Source organism: Tsukamurella ocularis, from assembly GCF_024807615.1.
GTDB classification, from domain to species: domain Bacteria; phylum Actinomycetota; class Actinomycetes; order Mycobacteriales; family Mycobacteriaceae; genus Tsukamurella; species Tsukamurella ocularis.
Window position 1 is genome coordinate 825,251 of record NZ_JANUCJ010000001.1, and the last position, 22,415, is coordinate 847,665.

Below are 22,415 nucleotides of genomic sequence, written 5' to 3' on the forward strand. Positions count from 1 at the left end.
TTCGGCGGCGGCACGCAGCCGCCGTCGAACGGTTACCAATGTTACGTGTGTTGTTCATGTGTCTCATGGGGCTCGTGGTTAGGGTCTCTACCCATGACCACACGCCGGGGATTTCTGCGCGCGGGCGCCGTCGCCGCGCTCGCCACCGCAACGACGGCCGCCACCGGCCGCATCGCGCACGCACTACCCGGCAGCACCATCGCCGGGAACATCGCCGGCACCACCCTGGAGCGGGTCAGCGTGCCCGGTCAGGCCCGCGCCGGCGGCTACCGCCCGCTGGTCGACGGTGCCGGCTGGCCCCTCTACGTGCGGCAGGAGCTCGCCACCGCCGGCGGCACCCGCGAGGCCGTCCGGGCGCCGCTCGCCTCGTTCGTGCAGCTCACCGACATGCACATCGTCGACGCGCAGAGCCCCGCCCGGTTCGAATTCGTCCACCCTTTCCAGGCGTCGGCCTTCCGCCCGCAGGAAACGCTGACCACCCAGGGCGCGGTCTCCCTCGTCGAGCGGATCAACGCGATCGCCGCGGGACCGTTCACCGGCCGGGCGTTCGACTGCGTGATCACCACCGGCGACAACACCGACAACCGCGAGTTCGCCGAGCTGAGCTGGTTCCAGACGGTGCTCTCGGGCGGCACCCTCGTGCCGAACACCGGCGCCCCCGACCGCTTCGAGGGCCTGCAGGCGCACGGCGCCGCCCTGTACTGGCAGCCCGAATCGCCGTACTGGGACCTGTACAAGGACAAGGGCTTCCAGCAGATCCCCGGCTTCCTCCGCGCCGCCATCGGCGCGCACACCAGCCCCGGCCTACGGATGCCCTGGTACGCCGTGGTCGGGAACCACGACGACAGCCTGCTCGGCACACTGCCCAACGGCATCGCCGACTGGCTCTACCTCTCGCCGGTGAAGCTCGACATCCCGCACACCGACCCCGCAGCTCTGGCCATCGCCCGCGCGCTCACGACGGATCCGGCGCAGGTCGGGCCGATGCTCACTCAGCTCAAACTCTCCGGGCCGGTGATCCCCGCGACCGTCGACGCCAAGCGGGCCCCGTTCAGCCCCCGCGACTTCGTACGCCGGCACTTCGACCCCGCGGTGACCGGCCCCGGCCCCGTCGGGCACGGCTTCTCCAGCCCCGACGGCCCCACCTGGTACACCTTCCAGATCGCGCCCGGCGTACTCGGCATCGCCCTCGACACCACCAACAACCTGGGCATCGCCGAGGGCACCATCGGCGAGAAGCAGCTCGCCTGGCTGGTCGCGCAGCTCACGGCCCACCCGGATCAGCTGGTCATCGTCTTCAGCCACCACACGTCGACGTCGATGTCGGCCAAGCTCCCCGACCCCGAGGAACCGGGCGAGAAGCAGTACGACGGCGGCGTGGTCGTGAAGACGCTCACCGACCACCCGAACGTGATCGCCTGGGTGAACGGGCACACCCACAAGAACGAGATGCTCCCGCACACGGGCCCCACGCCGAAGCAGAGCTTCTGGGAGATCAACACCGCCAGCCACGTCGACTTCCCGCAGCTGGCCCGCATCATCGAGGTCGCCGACAACCGCGACGGCACGATCAGCCTGTTCACGCCGCTCATCGAAGCGGCCAGCCCCGCAACGGCGAACCCGTCGGACCTCAGCGCGAAGGGTCTCGCCAGCCTCTACCGCGAGCTCGCCTACAACGACATCCACCGCGACGACGCGCTCCTCGGCGCCGCCGCCGACCGCAACTGCGAGCTGCTCCTCACCCACCCGCTGCGGTGACGCGCGTGTCGCCGGCGCCGCGTCGACGTCCCGCGCGCCGCACCGCGCCAGAAGAAGGCCCCGCGGCAGGTGCGATGCTGGGAGCATGCAGGAGTTCGAGCCCGCTGTCCTCTATCACGTCAGCTCCTCGAGGAACCGTGCGTCGATCGCCGCGCACGGCCTCGACGTGCGATACATGGGTGCTGCGCGCGGCATCGCAGGGAGCGACCACCCCGAACAGGATGGATGTTTCATCGCCCTCGGCGAGTATGAGATGCGGTGGTTCGTCCGCATGAACAACACCGGCGGGCCCGTCGACGTCTGGGCGGTCAGCGGCCTCGATCGCTCGGCCCTCGTGGTCTCGCCCGAGAACCACCATTACATGCCCGCAGTGATACCAGCGTGCCAGCTCACGCTCGTCCACGAGGACATCGCGCCGGGCGGCTGGGACGGCGACGGGAGTTAGAGGCCGCGGGCGGCGAGGGCCTCGCCGAGCAGATCCGCATCGCGGATCAGCCGGACCAGCACCGTCGGGAGGACGCGGACCAGCGAGGCGCGCTGCCCCCGCGCCCACGCCGCCTCGCGGGTCTCCCGGACAACGGCGATCACCGTCGGGATGGAGCGGATCGTCAACGCGATCAGCAGCTCCACGCGCCAACCCAGGATCCGCCCCGCAAGCGCCGCGAGGTCCGTCGCGCGGGTGGTGAAGACCAGCAGGTTGCCCGCCAGCACGCCCACCACGAGCTGCCCGACGGGACCGACGGCTGCACGCGCACCGTCGGACAGGCCCTGACTGAGCAGGTAGAAGACAGTGAGCACCACCGTGAAGAGCAGCGCCGGGCGCAGGGCCCGCCACAGGTGCACCGGGCGCAGTCGGGCCACCGGGAACAGCGCGGCGACGACGAGCGCCGAAGTCGCGAGCGGCACCGGCCGCGGGAGGATCGCCAGAAAGGTCACCAGCGCGAGCATCGCCAGCAGCTTCACCGCGGCCGGCGCGCGGTGCAGCGGGGAGTCGCGGGGGACGTAGCGGCCCAGCATCAGCGGGCCGCCAACTCGCGGTAGAAGGCGATCGACTCGGCGGGCGGCCCGTCGTGGACGAGGGCACCGTCGTCCATGACCAGCACGCGGTCGAAGTCGTCGAGCATGTCGAGGTGGTGCGTGAGCAGGACGACCTGCTGATCCAGCGCGGCGATCCGGTCCCGGACCTTGAGCACGTTGCGCAGGTCGAGCAGGGTCGTCGGCTCGTCGCAGACGAGGATCTCCGGGTCGGTGACCAGCACCGACGCGAAGGCGAGCATCTGTTTCTGCCCCGAGCTGAGCAGCTGCGCGGGGGCGTCGGCGTGGTCGGCGAGGCCGAATTCGGCGAGTACCGCCATTACCCGATCAGTATCGACGGGCCGCCTGCGCCCGCGGCCCGGCGGGCGCAGCGACAGCGCGACGTCCTCCGCGGGCGTGGGCATGACGATCTGCGCGGAGGCGTCGGCGAACATGAAGCCCACCTTCCGACGCACCTCGGATCGCTTCTTGCGCACGTCCAGGCCCAGGGTTTCGACGGTGCCGCCGTCCGGGACGACGAGGCCGTTGAAGGTGCGCGCGAGCGTCGACTTGCCGGAGCCGTTGGCGCCGATGATCCCGATCCGCCGCTCGGTCAGTTCCGCCGTGATGCCCCGCAGGACGGGGCGCTCGTCGTAGGCGTGATGAACATCGTCGAGCCGGATCATGCTCTCTGCTTGGTGGCGATCGCCGGGTAGGCCCGCGCCACCGTCACCACCACCAGCGACGTGACTACCACCTTGATCAGGTCGCCAGGGACGAATTGGAAACCCAGCGTGAGCTTGGCGAACAGGCCCGAGCCGGTGCGCCAACCCAGCCACGGCAGGCCGATGACGTAGACGACGAGCACCAGCCCGATGATGTTGGCGAGGCCCACCGTGAAGGGATTCGAGCGGCCCCACTTGTCGACGAGCCAGCCGGTCACCAGGGCCCCGACGATGCCACCGATGAGGAAGCCGCCCGTCGGACCGGTGAGCACCGCCAGGCCGCCGCGGCCGCCCGCGCCGATCGGCAGGCCCACAACGATGAGCAGCACGTAGAGCGCCACCGAGGCCCCACCCCAGGGGAAGCCGAGCAGCGACGCCGCGAGCATGAACCCCAGGGTCTGCAGGGTGATGGGCGCGATGCCGCTGATCGTGATGGTGGGCATCGCGAGCACCGCGGTGAGGGCGGTGAAGACGGCGACGAGGGCGAGATCGCGCGGCGTCGCGCGATACGTGGCGGCGTTGAACACGGTTCAAGAAGTATCGGGGCGCTCGGCTAGAGTCAAGTCCGTGGCCATCAACCGCTCCGACGTCCTGACGTCCGCGATCGGCGTCCTCGACCGGTCGGGCCTGCCGGACCTGACGATGCGGCGCGTGGCGGCCGACCTCGGCGTCGCGCCGGGAGCGCTGTACTGGCACATCCCGAACAAGCAGTCGCTGCTCGCCGCGATCGCCGACACCATCCTCGCCGACCCCGCGCTGGCAGCGGCGGCCTCGAAGTCGCGGATGCGCTGGGACCGCCAGCTCACCGGCTACGCCCACGCGCTGCGCGCGGTGCTGCGCAAGCACCGCGACGGCGCGGAGGTCGTCTCCGCGTCCCTCGCCTCGCAGCTCGGCACCAGCAACCTCCAGTCGCAGATCGCGGAGATCGCGGCCGCAGCCGGTGCCCGGCCCGTCGACGCGAGCGCCGTCGCCCTGACACTGACGCACTTCGTCGTGGGCTTCACCTTCGAGGAACAGACCCGGGAGGCGATGGCCCGAGCGGGGGCCGCCGCGGGCGAACTGGACCAGACCGCCACCGACCGGGCCTTCGCCGGCGGCGTCGACCTCATCATCGACGGGCTGCGCGCCCGCACGACCGCGCCGGCCTAAGGCTGGTCCCGCGCGCCGGCGCCGGCGTGAGCCGAGTCCTCGTCGGACGTTCGAGCGCGCGCCACGTCCTGTGGTCTGGGAGGCGCCCCGGTCAGGACAGGTCGACCGCGCGATCCACCGCATAGCCGTACCCGGCGATCCCGAATCCCGCGATCACGCCGGCGGCGATGGGCGAGACGTAGGAGTGGTGCCGAAAAGACTCTCGCGCGTGGACGTTGGAGATATGCACCTCGATGATCGGCACCTCCGGGATCACCAACGCATCGGCGACCGCGACTGAAGTATGTGTCCATGCTGCCGGATTGACCACTATCGCGGAGAAGCTTCTTTCGCGCGCGACGTCGTGGATCCACCCCACCAGCTCGGCCTCGTCGTTGGTCTGCCGAACCTCTACCTCCGCGCCTCGCGCGGCGGCTGCTCGCCGACAAACGTCGACGACGTCGGTGTACGAATTCTGCCCGTAGACCTGCGGCTGCCGCACGCCCAACATGTTCAGATTCGGTCCGTTCAGCACCAGAATGCGGGCTCCCATGGAGCCAGAATAGCCCGGGGCAGATCAAAGAAATGGGATACATGTCCCACGCCATGCGCATCCGCCCCGTGGATCATGTAATCTCCCAGTATTCGCAATCTGGAAGGGAGGGCCCAATGACAACGTTCGCGGCCAAATTGAACCGACTTTTCGAGGTCGTGCATCCCGCGGACCGGGGACCCTATACCTCCTCGGAGTTCTGCAGGATGGTCGAGGAGAGCGGCGGCAAGCTGTCCGTTCCCTATCTGTCGCAGCTGCGCTCGGGCCGAAGCTCGCGCCCCGCGTACGACATGGTGGCGTCCATCGCGCAGACCTTCGGCGTCCGCGCCGAGTACTTCTCGGACCCGCTCTACGAGCGTGAGGTCCTGGGCGACCTGGAGCTGACCCGCGAGTTGCGCGAGTCGGGCATGCTCGAGATGGCGCGCCGTTCGACGAAGCTCTCGGCGGACCGTCGGGCAGCGCTCGCCGGCCTCCTCGCCGAGCTCGAGGCGGAGGACGACAAGGCTTAGGCCGTACACCTCTCCGGGCCTCTGGCCCGCCGGGCCGGGAGCGGCCCACCGGGGCTCAGCGCACCCGCTCCAACAGGGGCGACGGGGTGTGCTGGGCCCTTTTCGTCACTGCGGCCGTCCAGCGCGAGGTCCGCCAGCCCGACGGGGGCTCCAGGTCGACGGCGTGCACGGAGCCGTACGGCGCCTCACGATCCAGCCACAGCGCCACCGCTGCGGCGCGATCGACCGGAGACGCGTCGGACAGCTTCCCGGCGCCGGGGCTCGCCAGCATCGCCCAGCCGTCGAGCACGACAACGGCACGCGCCTCCGCCGTCTCGACCCAGCCGCCACCCGGCCGCACGACAGCCTCAAGGTCGGGAAACAGCTCTTTGACCTGCTCGTACGCCGGCCGGAAGTGCAGCCACTCCCGCGCCGAGATCAGGATCGAGGCGAGCCACGAGGCCATCAGCACCAGCGTCCAGCTCGCGAACGCGGCGTCCAGCATGAACCGGTTCAGCCGGAGCACCCACACACCCACCTGGAGCTGCTGAAGCAGGACGCCGCCGGCGATCACGTTCGCGACCGCGACGATCGCGAGCAGGACCCCGCCCAGCGCCAGGAGCCGCAGCTGCGCGCGGCGCACCCGGCTGCGCTTGGACACCCGCCACGTCGACACGGCCACGACCAGGGCCGTGGCGCCGAGGCAGGTGTAGACCAGCGCCGTCTCGACCGCGAGTCCGAAGCCGGCGCCGAAGCCCAGCCCCGTCGGGTCGCCGAGGCGGCCGAGGACCGAGCCCGTCACAGTCACCACGCCGACCAGAACGAGCGGCGAGGACCAGGCCGTGAGCCTGGCCCGGCTGAGTCGCCCGTCGAGCGCGAAGGCGAAGACCAGGGCGCCGTAGCAGGCCACGAGCAGCAGGACCCGCTCGACGGTCACCACCTCGTACTCGGACAGGCCCAGCCGTCCCAGCGCCTCGATGGACACCGGAGTGTCGATGGTGACCATCAGTGCGAGCGCGATGGCGGTGAGCAGAGCGCCGCCCGCCGGGGGGTTCCGGTTCGTCTGCCACCGGCTGAATCTTTCCAGCGCCCCGAGCCAGAGGATCGGTGCGACGAGCGACGCGATCATCCGAGCAGTTCGTCGACCACCGAGTCGACACGGGCGATCGTGTGCCCGGCCTTCACGCGACGCACGAGCAGCGTGGCGAAGGACTCCGCCTCGGCCTCGCACCGCGCGGCCCGGCCGCTGTCGGGATCGGAGGAGCAGCCCTGCTCGTGGCCGAGCACCAAGTGGCCGAGTTCGTGCGCGAGCGTTTGCTCGAAGGTGGCGACGCCGCTGGAGACCACCAGCAAGTCGCGTTCGTCAGAGCGCAGCCACATCCCGAAGACGCCGACGGGCAGCGTCATGCGCTGCACGTCGATCCGTCGGCCGAGATGCTCGGAGTAAGCGGCGACCACTTCGGCGACGGTCTCCGGACCCGATCCGGACCGCGGGGTCACCGCACGCACGACAGCGCGGACTGCGCGTGTCGGCCGGTCGGATCCCCTCATGACCGAAACGATACGTCGGTTCGTCGGCTCGTTGTACACCAAGCCGCTCATAGAACCGGTTCGCCCGGATTCCGCCAGGTCGCGACGTCTAGACTCGCGGGGTGCCCGAACCGTCCGACGCTGCCCGCACCGTCCGCTCCACGGCCCGGACCGCCGCACTCACCGGCGTGCTCGGAGTGCTGTTCGCGCTGCTCACGCCCTTCATGCCGGTCCAACAGACCACCTCCGCGTTGGACTGGCCGCAGCGCGGATCGCTCGAGGCCGTCACGGCGCCGCTCATCTCCTACGTGCCCGACAGGATCGACGTCACCATCCCCTGTTCCGCGGTGAGCGGACTCCCCGGTGGTGTCGGGACCCTGGTCGCGACGGGCCCCGTCGACTCGCCCGACACGGTCCGACGGGGCATGACCATCAGCGTCACCACACTCGCCGACCAGCGACGCATGCTGGAGGTGGTGGTCCGTAACACCCCCCTACTCGCGGTCGACGTCGCAGCACTGACGTCCCCGGGATGCCGCGCGATCGTCTTCTCCGGCGATAACAAGACGGTGAAGGCCGAGGTCACAGGCGTCTCCGCCCCCGACGGCACTCCGCTCGCCGGCGGCAAGGACAACGGCTTCGACTACCGGCCACAGGTCGTCGGAGTATTCACAGACCTGCATGGCACAGTCACGGACAGCACGCGGATTCAGTTCCGTGCGGATATCGACACGCGTTACTCGACGGTTCCGGCGGCCGCGCGCTGGGTCGTCATCGTCCTTGCGATCGCCCTGATCCTCGCGAGCCTCGTCTCCCTGCACCGGCTCGACGTCGCGGCCGACGGCCGACGGCACCGTCGGATCCTGCCCGAGGGGTGGTGGCGCCCGACGAAGCTCGACAGCACCGTCCTCGCCCTGCTGGCGACCTGGCACGTGATCGGCGCGAACACCTCCGACGACGGCTACATCCTCACCATGGCCCGCACGGCGGAGGCCGCGGGCTACACCGCGAACTACTACCGCTGGTACGGGGCGCCCGAGACCCCCTTCGGCTGGTACTACCAAGCCTTCGCGTGGCTCTCGCACCTCTCGACCGCCAGCCCCTGGGTCCGGCTGCCCGCCCTGATCTGCGGCGCCGCGACCTGGCTCATCATCAGCCGGGAGGTGGTGCCCCGGCTGGGCCGGGCCGCGCGCTCGCGGTTCGCGCTGTGGGCCGCAGCCGGGGTCTTCCTGGTCTACTGGTTCGCCTTCAACAACGGCCTGCGCCCCGAGCCCGTGATCGCTCTGGGCGCGCTGCTCACGTGGTGCTCGGTGGAGCGCGCGATCGCGACGGGCCGGGTCCTGCCCTTCGCGGCTGCCGCGGTCTTCGCAGGGTGGACGGTGGCGGCGGGGCCGACGGGCATCATGACGGTGGCCGCGCTGCTCGCGGGCGTGCGGCCGGTGGGCCGGCGGATCCTCGCCCGGGCCCGCTCGAACGCCGCCGGGTTCCGGCTCACGGTCGCCGCGTCCGTGGCGCCGGTGCTGGCCGCCGGCGTGCTGCTGGTGCCCATCATCTTCTCCAAGCTCACCGCGTCGGCCTTCGTGCAGAAGACGCTCATGCAGTCCGACGTGGGCACCGTCGTCGACACCAAGAAGTGGTACAACGAGATCGACCGTTACTCGGCCCTGTTCACGTTCACGGCCGACGGCGGCGTCGCCCGACGGTTCGCCGTCATCGTCACCATCGCCTGCCTGCTGCTCACGGGCGCGGTCCTGCTGCGCAAGGGCCGGATCCCGGGCACGACCCTCGGGCCGAGCCGTCGCCTCGCGGCCGTCACGCTGGGCGGCCTCCTGCTCCTCATGTTCACCCCCACCAAGTGGACGCATCAGTTCGGCGCCTTCGCCGGCCTTGCGGGCGCGCTGGCCGCGCTGGCGGCGATCGCCGTTGCCCCCGCGGCTCTGCGCAGCGCCCGCAACCGCGCCCTGAGCGCCGCGGTGGTCCTTCTGGTGCTCGGGCTGTCCTTCAGCGGCCCGAACGGCTGGTGGTACGCCAGCAACTACGGCGTGCCCTGGGGCGAGTCGACGGTGCTCGCGCTCGGCACGGTCTTCTTCGCCGGTGCGGGCGTCGCGCTGCTGGTGGCGGGATGGCTGCACTTCCACGAGCCGGATCCGGCCCCGGTTCCCCCTCGGGCGAAGCGGGTCGTCGACGCCTTCGGCCGCCAGTCGTCGATCACATGGGCCGCGTGGGCGGTCGTCGTGCTGTGCGTCGGCTCGATGCTCGCGACGACCGGCATCACCCAGTTCTCCTCGTTCTCCAACGGCAAGGCGAACCTGCGCGCAGTCGGCGGCGACGGCTGCAATCTGGCCGATTACGTGCTCACCGAGCCGGATCCCACGTCGGGCCTGTTGCTGCCGCTGGACGGGGACATCCGCGACGGCCTTGCCGGGCCGGGCACCACCGGTGTCTCGCCCGACGGGGTGCCGACGATCATCAACGCCACCACCAGCTCGAACACCGACGACTCGAGCACCTCGCTCGACGCGATGGCGCGGCTGCCACAGGACACCACGTCGGGCCGCACGTCGACGGCCGGGATCAACGGCTCGCACATGCGCCTGCCCTACGGCCTGGATCCCGCGCGCACCCCCGTGCTCGGCTCATACTCACAGGAAGGCCAGGTCAAGGCCCAGGTCGTCTCGAAGTGGTACCCGCTGCCGGCGAAGGCTGCCGACCGCTCGCTCATCACACTCTCCGCCGCCGGGAAGTTCACCGACGACGAGCTCTACGTCGAGTACTCCACCGACACCCCATCTGCGGGCGCGCAGCCGAAGGTCGCGGGAAAGAAGTCCTTCATCGACATCGGGCCGAAGCCCGCGTGGCGGAACCTGCGTCTGCCCCGCACCGACCTGCCCGCGGATGCCACCGCGATCCGGGTGGTCGCGGTCGACGACGACCTGGCGATCGACCATTGGCTCGCCGTGACCCCGCCGCGGGTGTCGAAACTGGTCACGGCCCAGGAGCTGATCGGCTCCACCGAGCCCGTGCTGCTCGACTGGACGTCCGGGCTGGCCTTCCCGTGCCAGCGGCCGTTCAGCCACAGCAACGGCGTCGCGGAAGTGCCGCAGTGGCGGATCACCCCCGACCAGAACCTCTCACCGGTGACCACGGAGTGGGAGGGCACTCTCGGTGGCGGGCCGCTCGGCTGGACGCAGATGCTGCTCCAGCAGGAGAAGATCCCCGGCTACCTCCGAGGCGATCTGGGCCAGGACTTCGGCGACGTGATGCGGCTCGTTCCGTACTCGCAGGCCCGTGCGGCGGATCTCACACTCGGTACCCGCACCGTGTGGGGCACCCACGTCGAGGCGCCGATCCGCAAGGACCGGACCGATTCCTAACGGACTTTCCTGACCTGCGGCATCGCGCCGACTGAGAATCCGTTAAGCGATCCCGCCTTCCCCGGACGGCGAATCGGTTCTCGCAGCTGACTCGCATACCATGAGCACCCGTGTCCGTGCCTACGTCCCGCTCCGAGTCGGAGCCCGGCCCGCAGCGGCGAGCCGCCGGCGTCGCCCGCCTCGTCGCGGTCGTCGCCGGCGTGGTCGGCCTGCTGCTCTGCCTGCTGACCCCGCTGCTGCCCGTCCAGCAGGCCACCGCCTCGCTCGACTGGCCGCAGCTGCGGCCCGGCGCCGAGAGCGCGGAGGTCACGGCCTCCCTCGTCACGCAGTCGCCCGCCGACCTGACGGCGACGGTGCCCTGCTCCGTCCTCGCCCGCGCCGCGGGCTCCGGTGGCACGGTCCTGTCGACCCTGCCCGTAGGAACGGGCCCCGCCCGGGAGCTGGGCCTGGCCGTCACCGTCGGTGCGCCCGGCCCGGGCCAGACGGTGACCGTCTCGTCCCGCAACACCGTTATCGCCGCGGCGCCGGTCGACCGGTTGCGCGGCTGCTCGCAGCTACGGCTGTGGTCCAACGCCGCCGAGGTCGGCGCGCGGTTCCAGGGCATCGACGTGGCGGGGTCGATCCCCACGGAGAACCGGCCGGTGATGGGCGGCGTCTTCACCTCGCTCAGCGCGGCGGACGTCGCCGCAGCCGGACCGGGCCTGCGCCTGCACGCGGACCTCGACACCCGCTTCGAACTCTCGCCGTCGCCGCTCAAGGCCGCGGCGATCGGCGTCGGCCTGCTCAGCGTTCTCGCCTCGCTGGTCGCGCTGTGGCTGCTGGACCGGAATTTCGGCCACCATCGCGCCGCGCCGCACCGCACCGTCGGTCAGCTCCTGCGTCCCCGCCCCGTCGACGTGACCGTGCTCGGCGGCCTCGCCCTGTGGACCGTACTCGGGGCGGGCAGCTCCGACGACGGCTACATCCTGTCGATGGGCAAGGTCGCGCCCGAGGCGGGCTACACGGCCAACTACTACCGCTTCTTCGGCGCTCCCGAGGCCCCGTTCGACTGGTACTACACCTTCCTCTCGCACTGGGCCTCGGTCAGCGCGAACGCGATCTGGATGCGGCTTCCCATGCTCGCCGCGGGCGTGGTCACCTGGCTGCTGCTGAGCCGCGTGTTGCTGCCCCGTCTCGGGCCGGGCATCCACCGCTACCCGCTGGCCGTGTGGGCCGCGGGCGCGATGCTGCTCGCCTTCTGGTTCCCGCTCGCCTCGGGCCTGCGCTCCGAACCGATCATCGTGCTCGGCACCATCGTCACCTGGGCCGCCGTGGAGCGGTCGGTCGCGACGCACCGCGCGCTGCCCGCGGCGGTCGCCGCGATAGCCGCGGGTCTCACGCTGGGCCTGGCCCCGCAGGGCGTCATCGCCGCCGCGCTGCTGCTGGCCTCGTCGGCCGCGGTGCTGCGCGTGCTCGTCGCGCGCCGGCGGGAGGCCGGTCTGGCCGCGCTGGTACTGCCGGTGCTCGCGGCTGCGGCCGTGGTGATCCCGATCGCCTTCCGCGACCAGTCCTTGGCGTCGGTGGCCGAGGCCGTCCGCATCCGGCTCGAGGTCGGCCCCGCCGCGCCGTGGACGCAGGAGTACCTGCGCTTCTTCTTCCTCACGGTAGAGACGACCGACGGCTCTCTGGTGCGCCGCGTGCCGGTCTACCTGTTCGTCATGTGCCTGTTCGTGGCGCTGTTCGTCATGCTCCGCGGCCGCCGGATCCCGCGCATCGCGCCGGGGCCGGTATGGCGCCTGGTGGGCGCCGTCTTCATCGCCGCCGCGCTGCTCTCGCTCACCCCCACCAAGTGGACGGTGCACTTCGGGGTGTACGCCGGGCTCGCCGCCGCGCTGGCCGCGGTCACGACGGTGGCGGTGGTCGAGGCCGCACGCACGTCCGTCCGGAACTTCACCTTCTTCCTGTGCGGGATGCTCTTCGCGCTGGCCGCGGCCTTCGCGGGCTTCAACCTGTGGTCCTGGCCCTCCCTGTGGGGCGTGCCGTGGTTCGACCGGCAACCCGAGGTCGCCGGCATCACCTTCAGCCAGGCCTTCCTCATCCTGGCCGGCTTGGCGGGCGCACTCGCAGCGTGGCAGCACTTCCGGATCGACTTCCGCGGGCGCGGCGAGGGCGGGCTCGTCGAGGACGGTACCGTCGACGACTCGGCGCTCGAAGACGCCGAGCTCGCCACCCACACCCGGGCCGACCGCGCCCAGGCGCTGCGCAGCCGGCGCCGGCTCCAGCTGGCCTCGCTGCCGCTCGTCGCGGTCCTGGGCATGCTCGTGCTGGGTGAGGGCGCGATCTTCGCAAAGGCCTACGTTTCCAACCCGGCGACGTACACCGTGGCCAAGGGCAACCTGGACGCGCTGCGCGGCGACAGCTGCGGCATGGCGCGCTCGGTGCTTGTGGAGACCGACCCCAACGCCGACATGCTCCCCTCCGCCGAGGGCCGCCCCGCCGCGCAGGCGCTCGTCGGCCCCGGCTCGACGGGCTTCACGCCCGACGGGATCCCGAACGAGCTCAAGCCGCTGGTGATCAGCTCGGCGCCCGGCCAGATCAACATGGCCTCGCCGATCACGCAGCCGTTCACGTCCACCGCAGCGACGGCGGGCACCGGCGGCGGGACCGGCCCGCGCACTGTCAACGGCAGTACCGCGGCCCTGCCCTTCGGGCTGGATCCGGCGCGCACGCCCGTGGTCGGCTCGTACGGCCAGAACACCGTGCCGGCCGAGCTTTTCAGTGACTGGTACACGCTCCCCGCGCGGTCGGCGGACCGGCCGTTGGTGGCCTTCGCCGCCTCCGGCGCGATCTCCTCGGTCGGCCCGACCGGCAAGAAGGAGTACGGCCAACCCGTGACGCTGGAGTGGGCCGAGCGCCGCGCCGACGGCTCGATCGGCGCCCGCGGCGTGATCGACCCCATCGACCCGGGCCCGAACAAGCCCTGGCGGAACCTGCGAGTCCCGATGGACGCGATCCCCCCGACCGCGAACGTCGTGCGCATCCACGTGCGCGACCCGAATCTGGGCGACCAGCAGTGGGTCGGCGTGACGCCGCCTCGCGTCCCGCGGCTGCGGACGCTGCAGGACGTCGTGGGCACGCAGGACCCGGTGCTGCTCGATCTGCTCGTGGGCCAGCAATTCCCGTGCCAGCGCCCGCTGGCCATCCGCAACGGCACCTACGAGGTCCCGAAGTGGCGCATCCTGCCGACCCGCAAGGACGCGTTGTCGACCTCGGGGACGTGGCAGGCGAGGGAGGCCGGCGGCCTCCTGACGGTGCCGGACACGCTGCTGCGGACCACGACGCTGCCGACGTACATGACCGGCGACCTCAGCCGGGACTGGGGCGAGCTGCAGCGGTACACGCCCCTGGCGGCCGACGCCCCCACCGCGGCGCTGACGGTCGGGGTCCAGACGCGGTCGGGCTGGTGGCGCCAGGGCCCGATCCGCGCGCTGACCAACCAGACGGTGAAGAGCTAGGAATCGACGAATGAGCAGCGAGAACTCGACCGCACCCGCGACGGTGCCGCCGGAGCAGCGCTACGGGAAGTGGCGGATCGTCGCCGCCGTGGCGGGCGTGCTGGGCTTCGTCCTGGCGATCCTCACGCCCTTCCTTCCGGTCAAGGAGACCACCACCGCGCTGCACTGGCCGCAGAACGGCCGGGTCGCGAACGTGGAGGCGCCGCTCGTCTCCTACACGCCGATCCGGCTCGACGTCTCGCTGCCGTGCTCGCTGGTCGACGACCTTCCGGCGGCCGGCGGCACGCTGCTGCGCACGCTGCCCGAGGACGGGCCGCGCCCGGGCCTGCAGGGCCTGGTGATCCGCGCCGACGCGAGAAACGTCATCATCGCCGATCGCGACGTGGCGCTGGCGACTGCGAGCCGCGCCGACGTGGCGCGTGCCGGCGCGGGCTGCGCCATCCGTTTCGTCTCCACCCCCGAGACCACGACCGCCGAGTTCACCGGCATGCCCGCCGGCGCACAGACCTCCAACCAGCTGTCGAACACTGTCGCCGACCCGAACCTGCGGCCGCAGATCGCCGGCTTCTACACCGACCTGCCGCCGTCGACGCCCGTCGCCGGCATCGACGTCGCGACGCAGGTCGACACCCGCTTCAACACCACGCCCTCGACGATCAAGCTGATCGCGATCGTCGTCGGCATCGCCTCGACGATCCTCGCGCTCGTCGCCCTGGGCTTCGTGGACATGCGCGACGGCCGCGGCCACATCCGGTTCATGCCGCAGGGCTGGCTGCGCCCGCGGCCCGTCGACTTCACCGTCATCGCGGTGCTCGGCATCTGGTGGCTGATCGGGCCGAACACGTCCGACGACGGTTACCAGATCACGATGGCCACGCAGACGAAGTACAGCGGCTACATGATCAACTACTTCCGCAGCTTCGGCGTGCCCGAGAACCCCGTCGGCTGGAACGACTACCTGTTCACGGCGATCTCGCACGTCACGACCGCGGCACCGGCGATGCGTGTGCCCGGGTTGATCTTCGGCCTGCTCACCTGGCTGATCATCTCCCGCGAGATGATCCCGCGGCTGGGCCGCGCGGTGCGCAGCAACCCGGCCGCCCTGTGGGCCGGCGCGGGCGGCTTCCTGCTGATCTGGCTGCCGCTCAACAACGGCCTGCGCCCCGAGCCCGCAGTGGTCTTCTTCTCCCTGCTCACCTGGGTCTCGGTGGAACGCGCCATCGCGACCGGCCGCATGCTGCCCGTGGCCATCGCCGTGCCGTGCGCCGCGCTCTGCGTGGGCGCCGCGCCCGGCGGCCTCATCGCGGTCGCCGCGCTCCTCGCCGCGTCCCGACAGATCATCACGCGCATCGTCAAGCGCCGGCGGCGCGACGGGCTGCTGCCGATGATCGCGCCGATCCTCGCCTCGGGCATGGCGTACCTGTTCTACGCCTTCTTCACGCCCAGCTTCGCCGCACTCCGCGAGGCGATCACGGTCAAGACCGTCACCGGCCCCACTCTCGACTGGTACGAGGAGGGCGTCCGGTACTACTACCTGATGCTCGAGACCGAGGACGGCTCGGCCGTGCGCCGCATCGGCGTGCTGACCGCCTTCCTCTGCCTGCTGACGGTGCTGACCTTCATGCTGCGCCGCAAGCGGCCGTCGGGGATCTCCGCGGGCCCGGTGTGGCGCCTGATGGCGGTCTTCTTCGCCACCATCGTGTTGCTGGCCTTCACCCCCACGAAGTGGACGCATCACCTGGGCCTGTTCGCGGGCTACGCCGCCGGCATCGCCGCGGTGGCCGCGACCCTGACGATGGCACCGATGATGCGCTCCAAGCGCAACCGCGTCTTCTTCGCCGCGGCCGCGCTGTTCATCGCGGCCATCTCCTTCGCGGCGCGCGTCGGCTACTACTGGGTGGGCACCTACGGGATCCCGTGGAACACCATGCCCCCGCAGCTCTTCGGCCTGGAGATCTCCTGGCTGTTGTTCTTCGCCTCCGTGCTCACGGCGCTCTACGGCCTGTGGCTGCACTACCGCCGTGACTACGCGCCCGAGCCCACCAAGCCGGGTGGCCGCACCCTCCCGACGCTCGCGATCCTCACCATGCTGATGGTGCTCTTCGACGTCGGCACGATGGCCAAGGGCGCGTACGCGCAGCGCGGTAGCTTCTCCTGGACCGCATCGAACGTCCGTGCGCTGCAGGGCGACACGTGCTCGATGGCGAACTACGTACTGATGGAGACCGACCCCAACGCCGGGCAGCTCAAGCCCGCGCCGCGGCCCGACGGTTCCGTGCCGACCGCGGCACAGGCCCTCGCCGGGAAGTCGACGGGCTTCTCCCCCACCGGCATCCCCGGCTGGCTGTCGCCGGTGAAGTCGAACCCCGGCCACAACACCGACGTCACCAACACGGACGTGCCGGAGACGGTGGGCGGCAAACGGAATCCGGACCCCAAGACCGACGGTGTGCCCCTGCCCTTCGGCCTGAACCCCACGACCACCCCGGTGCTCGGTTCTTCCGGCGCAACCGGCCTGGCGAACCTCACCACCGATTGGTACACGCTCGGCGCGGTCGACACGTCGACCCCTCTGGTCACGCTGTCCGTCGGCGGCCCCGTAGCGGCGACAGGCCTGAACGGCGTGAAGCGCGACGGACGAACCTTGTTCCTCGAGGCCGGGCACCGGGCCGAGAACGGCACGGTGCAGTCGCTCGGCCGGATGACCCCGATCGACGCGTGGACCAACAACAATTGGCGCAACCTGCGCTTCCCGACCGCCGACCTGCCGCGCGGCACGAACACGGTGCGCGTCGTCATCGACGACAAGGTGCCCTCCCCCGACCCGATCGTGGTCACGCCGCCGCGGATGACGCCGATGAGGACGCTGCAGGAGTTCCTGGGCCGCGACACCGTCGTGGCGCTGGACTTCATGGTGGCCTTCGCCTTCCCGTGCCAGCACCAGGTGCGCGCCGTCAACGGCGTCTTCGAGCGACCCGAGTACCGGATCTCGCCCGACTACATGGCGACCGTTCTCACGTCGAACACGTGGCAGGGCTGGAAGACCGGCGGCCCGCTCGGAGTCACCGACGCCCTGTACCACGAGCAGATCGTGCCGACGTACCTCTCGGGCAAGTGGGCGATGGACTGGGGCACGCTGACGAAGTTCACCCCGTGGACGGCGGCCGAGCCCGCTCAGCTCGAGCTCGGCGCCGTGACCCGGACGGGCTGGTACACACCGGGCCCGATGCGTTCCGCGCCGTACTGATCGGCGCCGGCGCACCGGCCGTTCCGCGCTAACGCACTCCGTCCCACAGGGCGCGGAGCTCCGGAGCAGGATCGACCACGGTGCCGCCCTCCCCGCCGAACACCCGCACGGTGCGGGCGGGGAGGTAGGGCGCCCAGCCCGGGTCCTCACCGCGGGTGAACCGCACCCAGGCGCCGTGGGTCTCGTCGGCGACGGCCTGCGAGGGATTCGGCCCGGTCAGGTTGGTCACCCCGTCGGCGTGCAGGTTGTCGAAGGTGAAAGCCAGCTCGACGGCGTGGCAGGCGCCGAGGCGGCCGCCGAGCGCCGTCGAAGGCTCGTCGAAGCGATAGAAGAAGGTCTCGGCGGGCGCCTCCGCGCGGGCCTCGGCGATACGCACGGCGGGGATGCCGAAGAACCAGTCGGCCATGATGCGGCAGAACAGGTCCCCGGGCGACGCGGCCGGCTCGGCCGCGCCGTACGCGGCGACCGCGGCGGCCGGGTCTGGGAGGCCGTACTTCGCGGCCGTGGGCGCGAGCGCCTCCTCGGGAAGCAGGTCGACGAGGCCACCGGGCACGATGAAGAAGCGGGCCTCGTCGGCGTTGGCGCCCACCAGGACCCGCACGCCGGCCCCGGAGCCGGCGCGGATCGCGTCGATCGGCAGCTGCGGCAGCACGGCGCCGTCGATCACCGGCTCGAAGATCATCACGTTCCGCGAGAGTTCGCCCCATGCGGCGGGATCCGGGGTCGCCTGGATCTCCGCGTCGAGTGCGGTGGTGGCGTCGACGAGGACGGCGGGGTCGACCGTCGCGAGGCCCGCGCGGGTGGGGGCCACGCCGAGGCGCTCGGCGAGGGCCCGCGTGACCTTCTGCGCGGTCTCGCGGGTGATCGCGTGGTGGCCGGCGCCACTCTGCAGCACGGCCTGCGCGAACAGGCCCTGGGCAAGCGGCGATCCGAGCAGCGAGCCGACGCTCATGCCGCCGGCGGACTCACCCGCGACAGTGACCCGCGCCGGGTCGCCGCCGAAGCTGGCGATGTTGTCACGCACCCATTCCAGCGCCATGATCTGGTCGCGCAGTCCCAGGTTGCTGTGCTCGTCACCGGTGTCGAGGAAGCCGAGGGCGCCCAACCGGTAGTTGATGGTCACGCACACGACACCGTCACGGGCGAAGGCCGCACCGTCGTAGTAGCCACTACGGCCGCTGCCGTTGCGGAAGGCGCCGCCGTGGATCCACACGAACACCGGCGACCCGACGGCGCCCTCGGGTGCCCACACGTTGAGGTTGAGGCACTCTGCGCCCGGAAAGTCCGGCTCGGCCGTGAGGATCTCGGCGACGGGCCCCTGGTAGCCCGGCTTGGGCACCGTCGGGCCGTAGGCGGAGGCGTCCCGCTCGCCCTCCCACGACACGGGCGGCGCGGCGGGCAGGAGCCAGCCGGCACCGTCGAGCGGGGCGGCGTAGGGCAGTCCCAGGAAGCGGGCAACACCCTGCTCGACGGTGCCGCGAACGCGGCCGGAACGGGTCTCGGCGGTGACGGAGGAGGTCATGCCTCCCTGTCTACCGGGAGGCGTCGTCCTTCGGATCGATTTCGATCGGCCCGGAGTGATCGGCGTCGTAGACCTCGACGGTCACCAGCTCGCCGGTGTGCGGCGGGTGGTAGAGGTCCTCGGGCACCTCACCGTCGGAGTAGACCGGCAGGTCGTCCGAGGGCAGCACGTCGGTGCTGTCGTCGGTCACCGCGAGCGTGTTTGCGTGCCAGCGCATCCGCTCGCCCAGTTCGTCGCGGTGCGCCCGCTCGGCCACGATCAGCGGATCGTGCCAGAGGTCCATCATCAAGCCGACGCACATCCCGACCATCACCACAAGGAAGGGCGCCGCCGCGATGATCGCCATCTGTTTGATGCCGGTCAGTGCATCATCGCCGCTGACCCAGAGCAGTAGCGCCGCAACGGTACCGGTGAGCACGCCCCAGAAGATCGTGATCATCCGGTTCGGCTCCTCGGCCCCTCGCTGCGACAGCGTGCCCATGACGATGGACGCGGAGTCGGCGCCGGAGACGAAGAAGATCCCGACCAGGAGCACCACCAGGAAGGCGGTGATGGTGGGCCACGGCAGGTTGCCGAGGACGTCGAAGAGCATGACCTCCTCGTTCTCGGCCTTGCTGATGCCGAGGCCCGCCTGCTCCTGGTTGATCGCGGTACCGCCGAAGACGGCGAACCAGACCAGCGAGACGAGGGTGGGCACGGCCATGACACCGATCACGAACTCACGAATGGTGCGGCCCCGGGAGATCTTCGCGAGGAACAGGCCCACGAACGGTGTCCAGCTGACCCACCAGGCCCAGTAGAAGATGGTCCACGAGGCCAGCCACTTGCCGGCCTCCGGCTCGTTCGCCGCGGACCGGGCCGACATGTCCATGAAGTCGGCCGCGTAGGCGCCCATCGACGTCGGCAGCAGGTTCAGGATGAACACAGTGGGGCCCACCACGAAGACGAAGACCGCGAGCACCAGGGCGAGCACCATGTTGGTGTTCGACAGCCACTGGATGCCCTTGGCGACGCCCGAGACCGCGGAGGCGACGAACGCGAGCGTCAGGATGGCGATGATGGCGACGAGCAGCAGCTTGCTGGAACCGTCCTCGGCCCAGCCCAGACGCTCGAGGCCGGCGCCCACCTGCGCGGCGCCCAGGCCCAGCGAGGCGGTGGTGCCGAAGAGAGTGGCGAAGATGGCGAGGATGTCGATGATCCGGCCGCCGACGCCGTGCCCGCCCGTGCGGTTGAAGATGGGTGCGAAGACCGAGCTGATCAGCTGGCTGCGCCCGCACCGGTAGGTGCTGTACGCGATTGCCAGGCCGACCACCGCGTAGATGGCCCACGGGTGAAATCCCCAGTGGAACATCGTGGTCGCCATCGCGACCGCCACGTCGTGGCCGTTCATGCCGGGTGGCGCGCCGACGAAGTGGTAGATGGGCTCAGCCGCGCCGAAGAACATCAGGCCGATACCCATGCCCGCGCTGAACATCATCGCGATCCACGACACGGTCTTGAACTCGGGACTCTCGCCGTCGCGGCCCAGCGGGATGCGACCGAATCGGGAGAAGGCCAGGAAGGCGGCGAACAGGACGAAGAAGCTGGCCGAAATCAGGAACAGCCAACCCAAATCAGTGATGATCCAATTGAGGACATCGGAGGTCGTCTGCTTCAACCCGTCCGAATCCAGGAAACCCCAGAGGACGAACGCCAGGACCGCGGCGGCCGTCACACCGAAAACGACCCAGTCGGTCGTCCGGCGATGGTCTCCTGTCTTGTTAGTTACAGTAGCCATGATCCCACTAGATCACAGTGGACATGGCGCAGGTCAAATCTCCGGCGAACCTCTCCGTGGCTCACCGGAGCGAACTAGACTGCGCGACCTGGGCGTTCGCGCGCGAATGATGGATCCGCCACTCAGGCGGACGGGACCACCGAACGCACCCAACCCTCGAGGCCGCGCGGATTGCGGGTCTGCAGCAGCACCCGTCCCGGACCGACGAACTCGAAGACCATTCCCTCGCCGGACTTCATCGACTGGATCCACTTCCCCTGCACGGCGCGCCGCATGGTGAACTGCATGTTCAGGTCGTACGCCACCACGTGCCCGGTGTCGATCACCACCTGCTCGCCGGGGCGCAGGTCGATCACGTCGATGGCGCCGTAGCAGGCGACGAGCACCTCGCCCTGGCCCGCGGCCTGGAGGCCGAACGCGCCCTCGCCGCCGAAGAAAGTCTTGGCGCCGCCGAACTGGGTCGTGGTCTGCACGCTGTGGGAGCTTGCGAGCCAGCCGCCACGGGTCACGTAGTAGGGCCGGTCGGGCTGGATCTGCAGTACGGCGATGTCCCCGGGCAGCGTGCCGGCGATGTCGACCCAGCCGCCCTGCGGCGGCGCGGTGAACGTGGAGACGAAGAACGACTCGCCCGAGAGCAGACTGCGCTTGAGGCCCTGCATGATGCCGCCCTGCGCCTGCGACTGCAGGTTCATCCCGGCGGAGTGCGCCACCATGGCGCCGGACTCCACGGTCATCGGCTCGTTGGGCGCGAGCTGGCAGCGGGCCATGGAGAACGACGGATTGTGACGGAGCTGTACCTGCATGCCGCCAATCTAGCCGAATCCGGTCACCCCGCGACGCGCTCCCGACGGCGGGCGTCTCGCTCGAGCGCACGATCGCGGGCGGCCTCGAACTTCCGCGCCCGGACGTCCAGCTCGTCGACGAAGTCGCCGATCTGGTCGCGCAGCCGCCCAGCCTCGCCAGTGAGGTCGGTGCGCTCGAGGAGCCCCCAATGGCGCAGCACAGGCACGACCACGGCGTCGCGATGCTGACGCAGGTCGTAGATGCCGCTCTTGGCCATGAGGACGGCGTCGCGGCGGAAGTGCGGGAGCGCGGCACCGGGCATCTGGAAGTTGGTGAGCACGGCGTGGATCGCGGCCAGCGCCTGCGCCGGCGCGACCTCGATCGCGGCGCCGAGGATGTTGCGGTAGAAGAGCATGTGCAGGTTCTCGTCGGCGGCGACCCGCGCGAGCATCCGGTCGGCGACGGGGTCGTCGCAGACTGCGGCGGTGTTGCGATGGCTGATTCGCGTCGCGAGCTCCTGGAAGGTCACGTAGCTCACCGACAGCAGCATCGAGTTCATCCCCGGGGCGAAGCCGTGCTGCATCTGCGTCATCCGCAGGCCCTCGAGTTCGACGGGGTCCACCCCGCGGGTCACAGTGAGGTAGTCGCGCAGCACGATCGAGTGCCGCGCCTCCTCCGCCGTCCACCGGTGCACCCAGTAGCCCCAGGCCCCGTCGAGCGTGAAGTTCTCGGCGATCTCGCGGTGGTAGCTCGGAAGGTTGTCCTCGGTGAGCAGGTTCATCACCAGCGACGCCCGGGCGACGGGCGACAGCGCGGAGTCGCCCTCCCGGAAGTCCTCTCCGCCGAGCGCGGCGAAGTCGCGGCCTCGGCTCCACGGCACGTAGTCGTGCGGGTGCCAGTCGACCGCCTGCCGCAGGTGCCGGTCGACCTCCCGCTCGGCGGTCTCCGAGAGCTCGTACAGCAGTTCCAGGTCGGTCAGATCACTCATGGTTCCCAGCCTGATCCCGCGCGAGCGACACCGG

The 22,415-nt window shown here is 70.7% G+C and carries 17 protein-coding genes; 7 read left to right on the forward strand and 10 right to left on the reverse strand.

The genetic code is table 11. The features are described from left to right. Nucleotides 1-93: 93 nt before the first annotated feature. The gene (locus HNP44_RS04160; RefSeq protein WP_259141323.1) at nt 94-1,758 is read left to right on the forward strand and encodes a TIGR03767 family metallophosphoesterase; all 1,665 of its coding nucleotides are present in this window, start codon (nt 94-96) and stop codon (nt 1,756-1,758) included. 85 nt (nt 1,759-1,843) lie between these two features. Beyond that, nucleotides 1,844-2,203 (forward strand): hypothetical protein, encoded by a 360-nt coding sequence (locus HNP44_RS04165; protein ID WP_259141322.1) that lies wholly within the window; start codon nt 1,844-1,846, stop codon nt 2,201-2,203. Here the strand turns inward: HNP44_RS04165 and HNP44_RS04170 are convergent. From HNP44_RS04170 to HNP44_RS04180, 3 genes are read right to left on the reverse strand one after another with little or no spacing between them, the layout of a single operon-like run. Continuing rightward, nucleotides 2,200-2,775 (reverse strand): energy-coupling factor transporter transmembrane component T family protein, encoded by a 576-nt coding sequence (locus HNP44_RS04170; protein ID WP_259141321.1) that lies wholly within the window; start codon nt 2,773-2,775, stop codon nt 2,200-2,202. The genes HNP44_RS04165 and HNP44_RS04170 overlap by 4 nt on opposite strands. Beyond that, nucleotides 2,775-3,458: an energy-coupling factor ABC transporter ATP-binding protein gene (locus HNP44_RS04175; protein WP_259141320.1), complete on the reverse strand. Its 684-nt coding sequence runs from the start codon at nt 3,456-3,458 to the stop codon at nt 2,775-2,777. The genes HNP44_RS04170 and HNP44_RS04175 overlap by 1 nt, the downstream gene beginning before the upstream one ends. Further along, a complete protein-coding gene (locus tag HNP44_RS04180; protein ID WP_259141319.1) occupies nt 3,455-4,024 on the reverse strand; it encodes a biotin transporter BioY in 570 nt (189 codons plus the stop codon). The genes HNP44_RS04175 and HNP44_RS04180 overlap by 4 nt, the downstream gene beginning before the upstream one ends. A gap of 40 nt (nt 4,025-4,064) precedes the next feature. Between HNP44_RS04180 and HNP44_RS04185 the strand changes: the two genes are divergently transcribed. Further along, nucleotides 4,065-4,646 (forward strand): TetR/AcrR family transcriptional regulator C-terminal domain-containing protein, encoded by a 582-nt coding sequence (locus HNP44_RS04185; RefSeq protein WP_259141318.1) that lies wholly within the window; start codon nt 4,065-4,067, stop codon nt 4,644-4,646. Nucleotides 4,647-4,737: 91 nt separating this feature from the next. Here HNP44_RS04185 and aroQ read toward each other — a convergent pair whose 3' ends face one another. Continuing rightward, a complete protein-coding gene (gene aroQ / locus HNP44_RS04190) occupies nt 4,738-5,178 on the reverse strand; it encodes a type II 3-dehydroquinate dehydratase (protein WP_259141317.1) in 441 nt (146 codons plus the stop codon). Between the two features lie 206 nt (nt 5,179-5,384). Here aroQ and HNP44_RS04195 point away from each other — a divergent pair, with 206 nt between their 5' ends. Beyond that, nucleotides 5,385-5,687, forward strand: a complete 303-nt coding sequence (locus tag HNP44_RS04195) for a hypothetical protein (protein ID WP_259141316.1) — start codon at nt 5,385-5,387, stop codon at nt 5,685-5,687. A gap of 55 nt (nt 5,688-5,742) precedes the next feature. Here the strand turns inward: HNP44_RS04195 and HNP44_RS04200 are convergent, their stop codons facing one another. Together HNP44_RS04200 and HNP44_RS04205 are read right to left on the reverse strand one after the other, a co-directional pair. Then, nucleotides 5,743-6,795 (reverse strand): hypothetical protein, encoded by a 1,053-nt coding sequence (locus tag HNP44_RS04200; RefSeq protein ID WP_259141315.1) that lies wholly within the window; start codon nt 6,793-6,795, stop codon nt 5,743-5,745. Then, complete coding sequence (locus HNP44_RS04205) at nt 6,792-7,217, reverse strand: ImmA/IrrE family metallo-endopeptidase (RefSeq protein ID WP_259141314.1); 426 nt, start codon at nt 7,215-7,217, stop codon at nt 6,792-6,794. Before HNP44_RS04205 ends, HNP44_RS04200 begins: the two co-directional genes overlap by 4 nt. Nucleotides 7,218-7,318: 101 nt before the next feature. Here HNP44_RS04205 and HNP44_RS04210 point away from each other — a divergent pair, with 101 nt between their 5' ends. The 3 genes from HNP44_RS04210 to HNP44_RS04220 all read left to right on the forward strand — a co-directional run bounded on the left by HNP44_RS04210 (nt 7,319) and on the right by HNP44_RS04220 (nt 17,311). Continuing rightward, nucleotides 7,319-10,570, forward strand: coding sequence for an arabinosyltransferase domain-containing protein (locus tag HNP44_RS04210; protein WP_259141313.1), 3,252 nt, complete (start codon nt 7,319-7,321; stop codon nt 10,568-10,570). Nucleotides 10,571-10,680: 110 nt separating this feature from the next. Beyond that, nucleotides 10,681-14,064, forward strand: coding sequence for an arabinosyltransferase domain-containing protein (locus HNP44_RS04215; RefSeq protein ID WP_259141312.1), 3,384 nt, complete (start codon nt 10,681-10,683; stop codon nt 14,062-14,064). 10 nt (nt 14,065-14,074) lie between these two features. Further along, on the forward strand, nt 14,075-17,311 hold the full coding sequence (locus HNP44_RS04220) for an arabinosyltransferase domain-containing protein (protein ID WP_259141311.1): 3,237 nt from the start codon (nt 14,075-14,077) through the stop codon (nt 17,309-17,311). Nucleotides 17,312-17,339: 28 nt separating this feature from the next. Here the strand turns inward: HNP44_RS04220 and HNP44_RS04225 are convergent, their stop codons facing one another. From HNP44_RS04225 to HNP44_RS04240, 4 genes are all read right to left on the reverse strand, one after another. Beyond that, nucleotides 17,340-18,833: a carboxylesterase/lipase family protein gene (locus HNP44_RS04225; RefSeq protein ID WP_259141310.1), complete on the reverse strand. Its 1,494-nt coding sequence runs from the start codon at nt 18,831-18,833 to the stop codon at nt 17,340-17,342. 10 nt (nt 18,834-18,843) lie between these two features. Then, nucleotides 18,844-20,610: a BCCT family transporter gene (locus HNP44_RS04230; protein ID WP_259141309.1), complete on the reverse strand. Its 1,767-nt coding sequence runs from the start codon at nt 20,608-20,610 to the stop codon at nt 18,844-18,846. A gap of 122 nt (nt 20,611-20,732) precedes the next feature. Continuing rightward, a complete protein-coding gene (locus HNP44_RS04235; RefSeq protein ID WP_259141307.1) occupies nt 20,733-21,413 on the reverse strand; it encodes a TIGR00266 family protein in 681 nt (226 codons plus the stop codon). Nucleotides 21,414-21,436: 23 nt separating this feature from the next. After that, nucleotides 21,437-22,381: an acyl-ACP desaturase gene (locus HNP44_RS04240; protein ID WP_259141306.1), complete on the reverse strand. Its 945-nt coding sequence runs from the start codon at nt 22,379-22,381 to the stop codon at nt 21,437-21,439. Nucleotides 22,382-22,415 lie beyond the last annotated feature (34 nt).

What these genes read in the sequence shown, in the direction of transcription:
- HNP44_RS04160 (WP_259141323.1), top strand. Translation starts at nt 94, where the DNA reads ATGACCACACGCCGGGGATTTCTGCGCGCGGGCGCCGTCGCCGCGCTC.
- HNP44_RS04165 (WP_259141322.1), top strand. Translation starts at nt 1,844, where the DNA reads ATGCAGGAGTTCGAGCCCGCTGTCCTCTATCACGTCAGCTCCTCGAGG.
- HNP44_RS04170 (WP_259141321.1), bottom strand. Translation starts at nt 2,775, where the DNA reads ATGCTGGGCCGCTACGTCCCCCGCGACTCCCCGCTGCACCGCGCGCCG.
- HNP44_RS04175 (WP_259141320.1), bottom strand. Translation starts at nt 3,458, where the DNA reads ATGATCCGGCTCGACGATGTTCATCACGCCTACGACGAGCGCCCCGTC.
- aroQ (WP_259141317.1), bottom strand. Translation starts at nt 5,178, where the DNA reads ATGGGAGCCCGCATTCTGGTGCTGAACGGACCGAATCTGAACATGTTG.
- HNP44_RS04195 (WP_259141316.1), top strand. Translation starts at nt 5,385, where the DNA reads ATGGTCGAGGAGAGCGGCGGCAAGCTGTCCGTTCCCTATCTGTCGCAG.
- HNP44_RS04200 (WP_259141315.1), bottom strand. Translation starts at nt 6,795, where the DNA reads ATGATCGCGTCGCTCGTCGCACCGATCCTCTGGCTCGGGGCGCTGGAA.
- HNP44_RS04205 (WP_259141314.1), bottom strand. Translation starts at nt 7,217, where the DNA reads ATGAGGGGATCCGACCGGCCGACACGCGCAGTCCGCGCTGTCGTGCGT.
- HNP44_RS04220 (WP_259141311.1), top strand. Translation starts at nt 14,075, where the DNA reads ATGAGCAGCGAGAACTCGACCGCACCCGCGACGGTGCCGCCGGAGCAG.
- HNP44_RS04225 (WP_259141310.1), bottom strand. Translation starts at nt 18,833, where the DNA reads ATGACCTCCTCCGTCACCGCCGAGACCCGTTCCGGCCGCGTTCGCGGC.
- HNP44_RS04230 (WP_259141309.1), bottom strand. Translation starts at nt 20,610, where the DNA reads ATGGCTACTGTAACTAACAAGACAGGAGACCATCGCCGGACGACCGAC.
- HNP44_RS04235 (WP_259141307.1), bottom strand. Translation starts at nt 21,413, where the DNA reads ATGCAGGTACAGCTCCGTCACAATCCGTCGTTCTCCATGGCCCGCTGC.
- HNP44_RS04240 (WP_259141306.1), bottom strand. Translation starts at nt 22,381, where the DNA reads ATGAGTGATCTGACCGACCTGGAACTGCTGTACGAGCTCTCGGAGACC.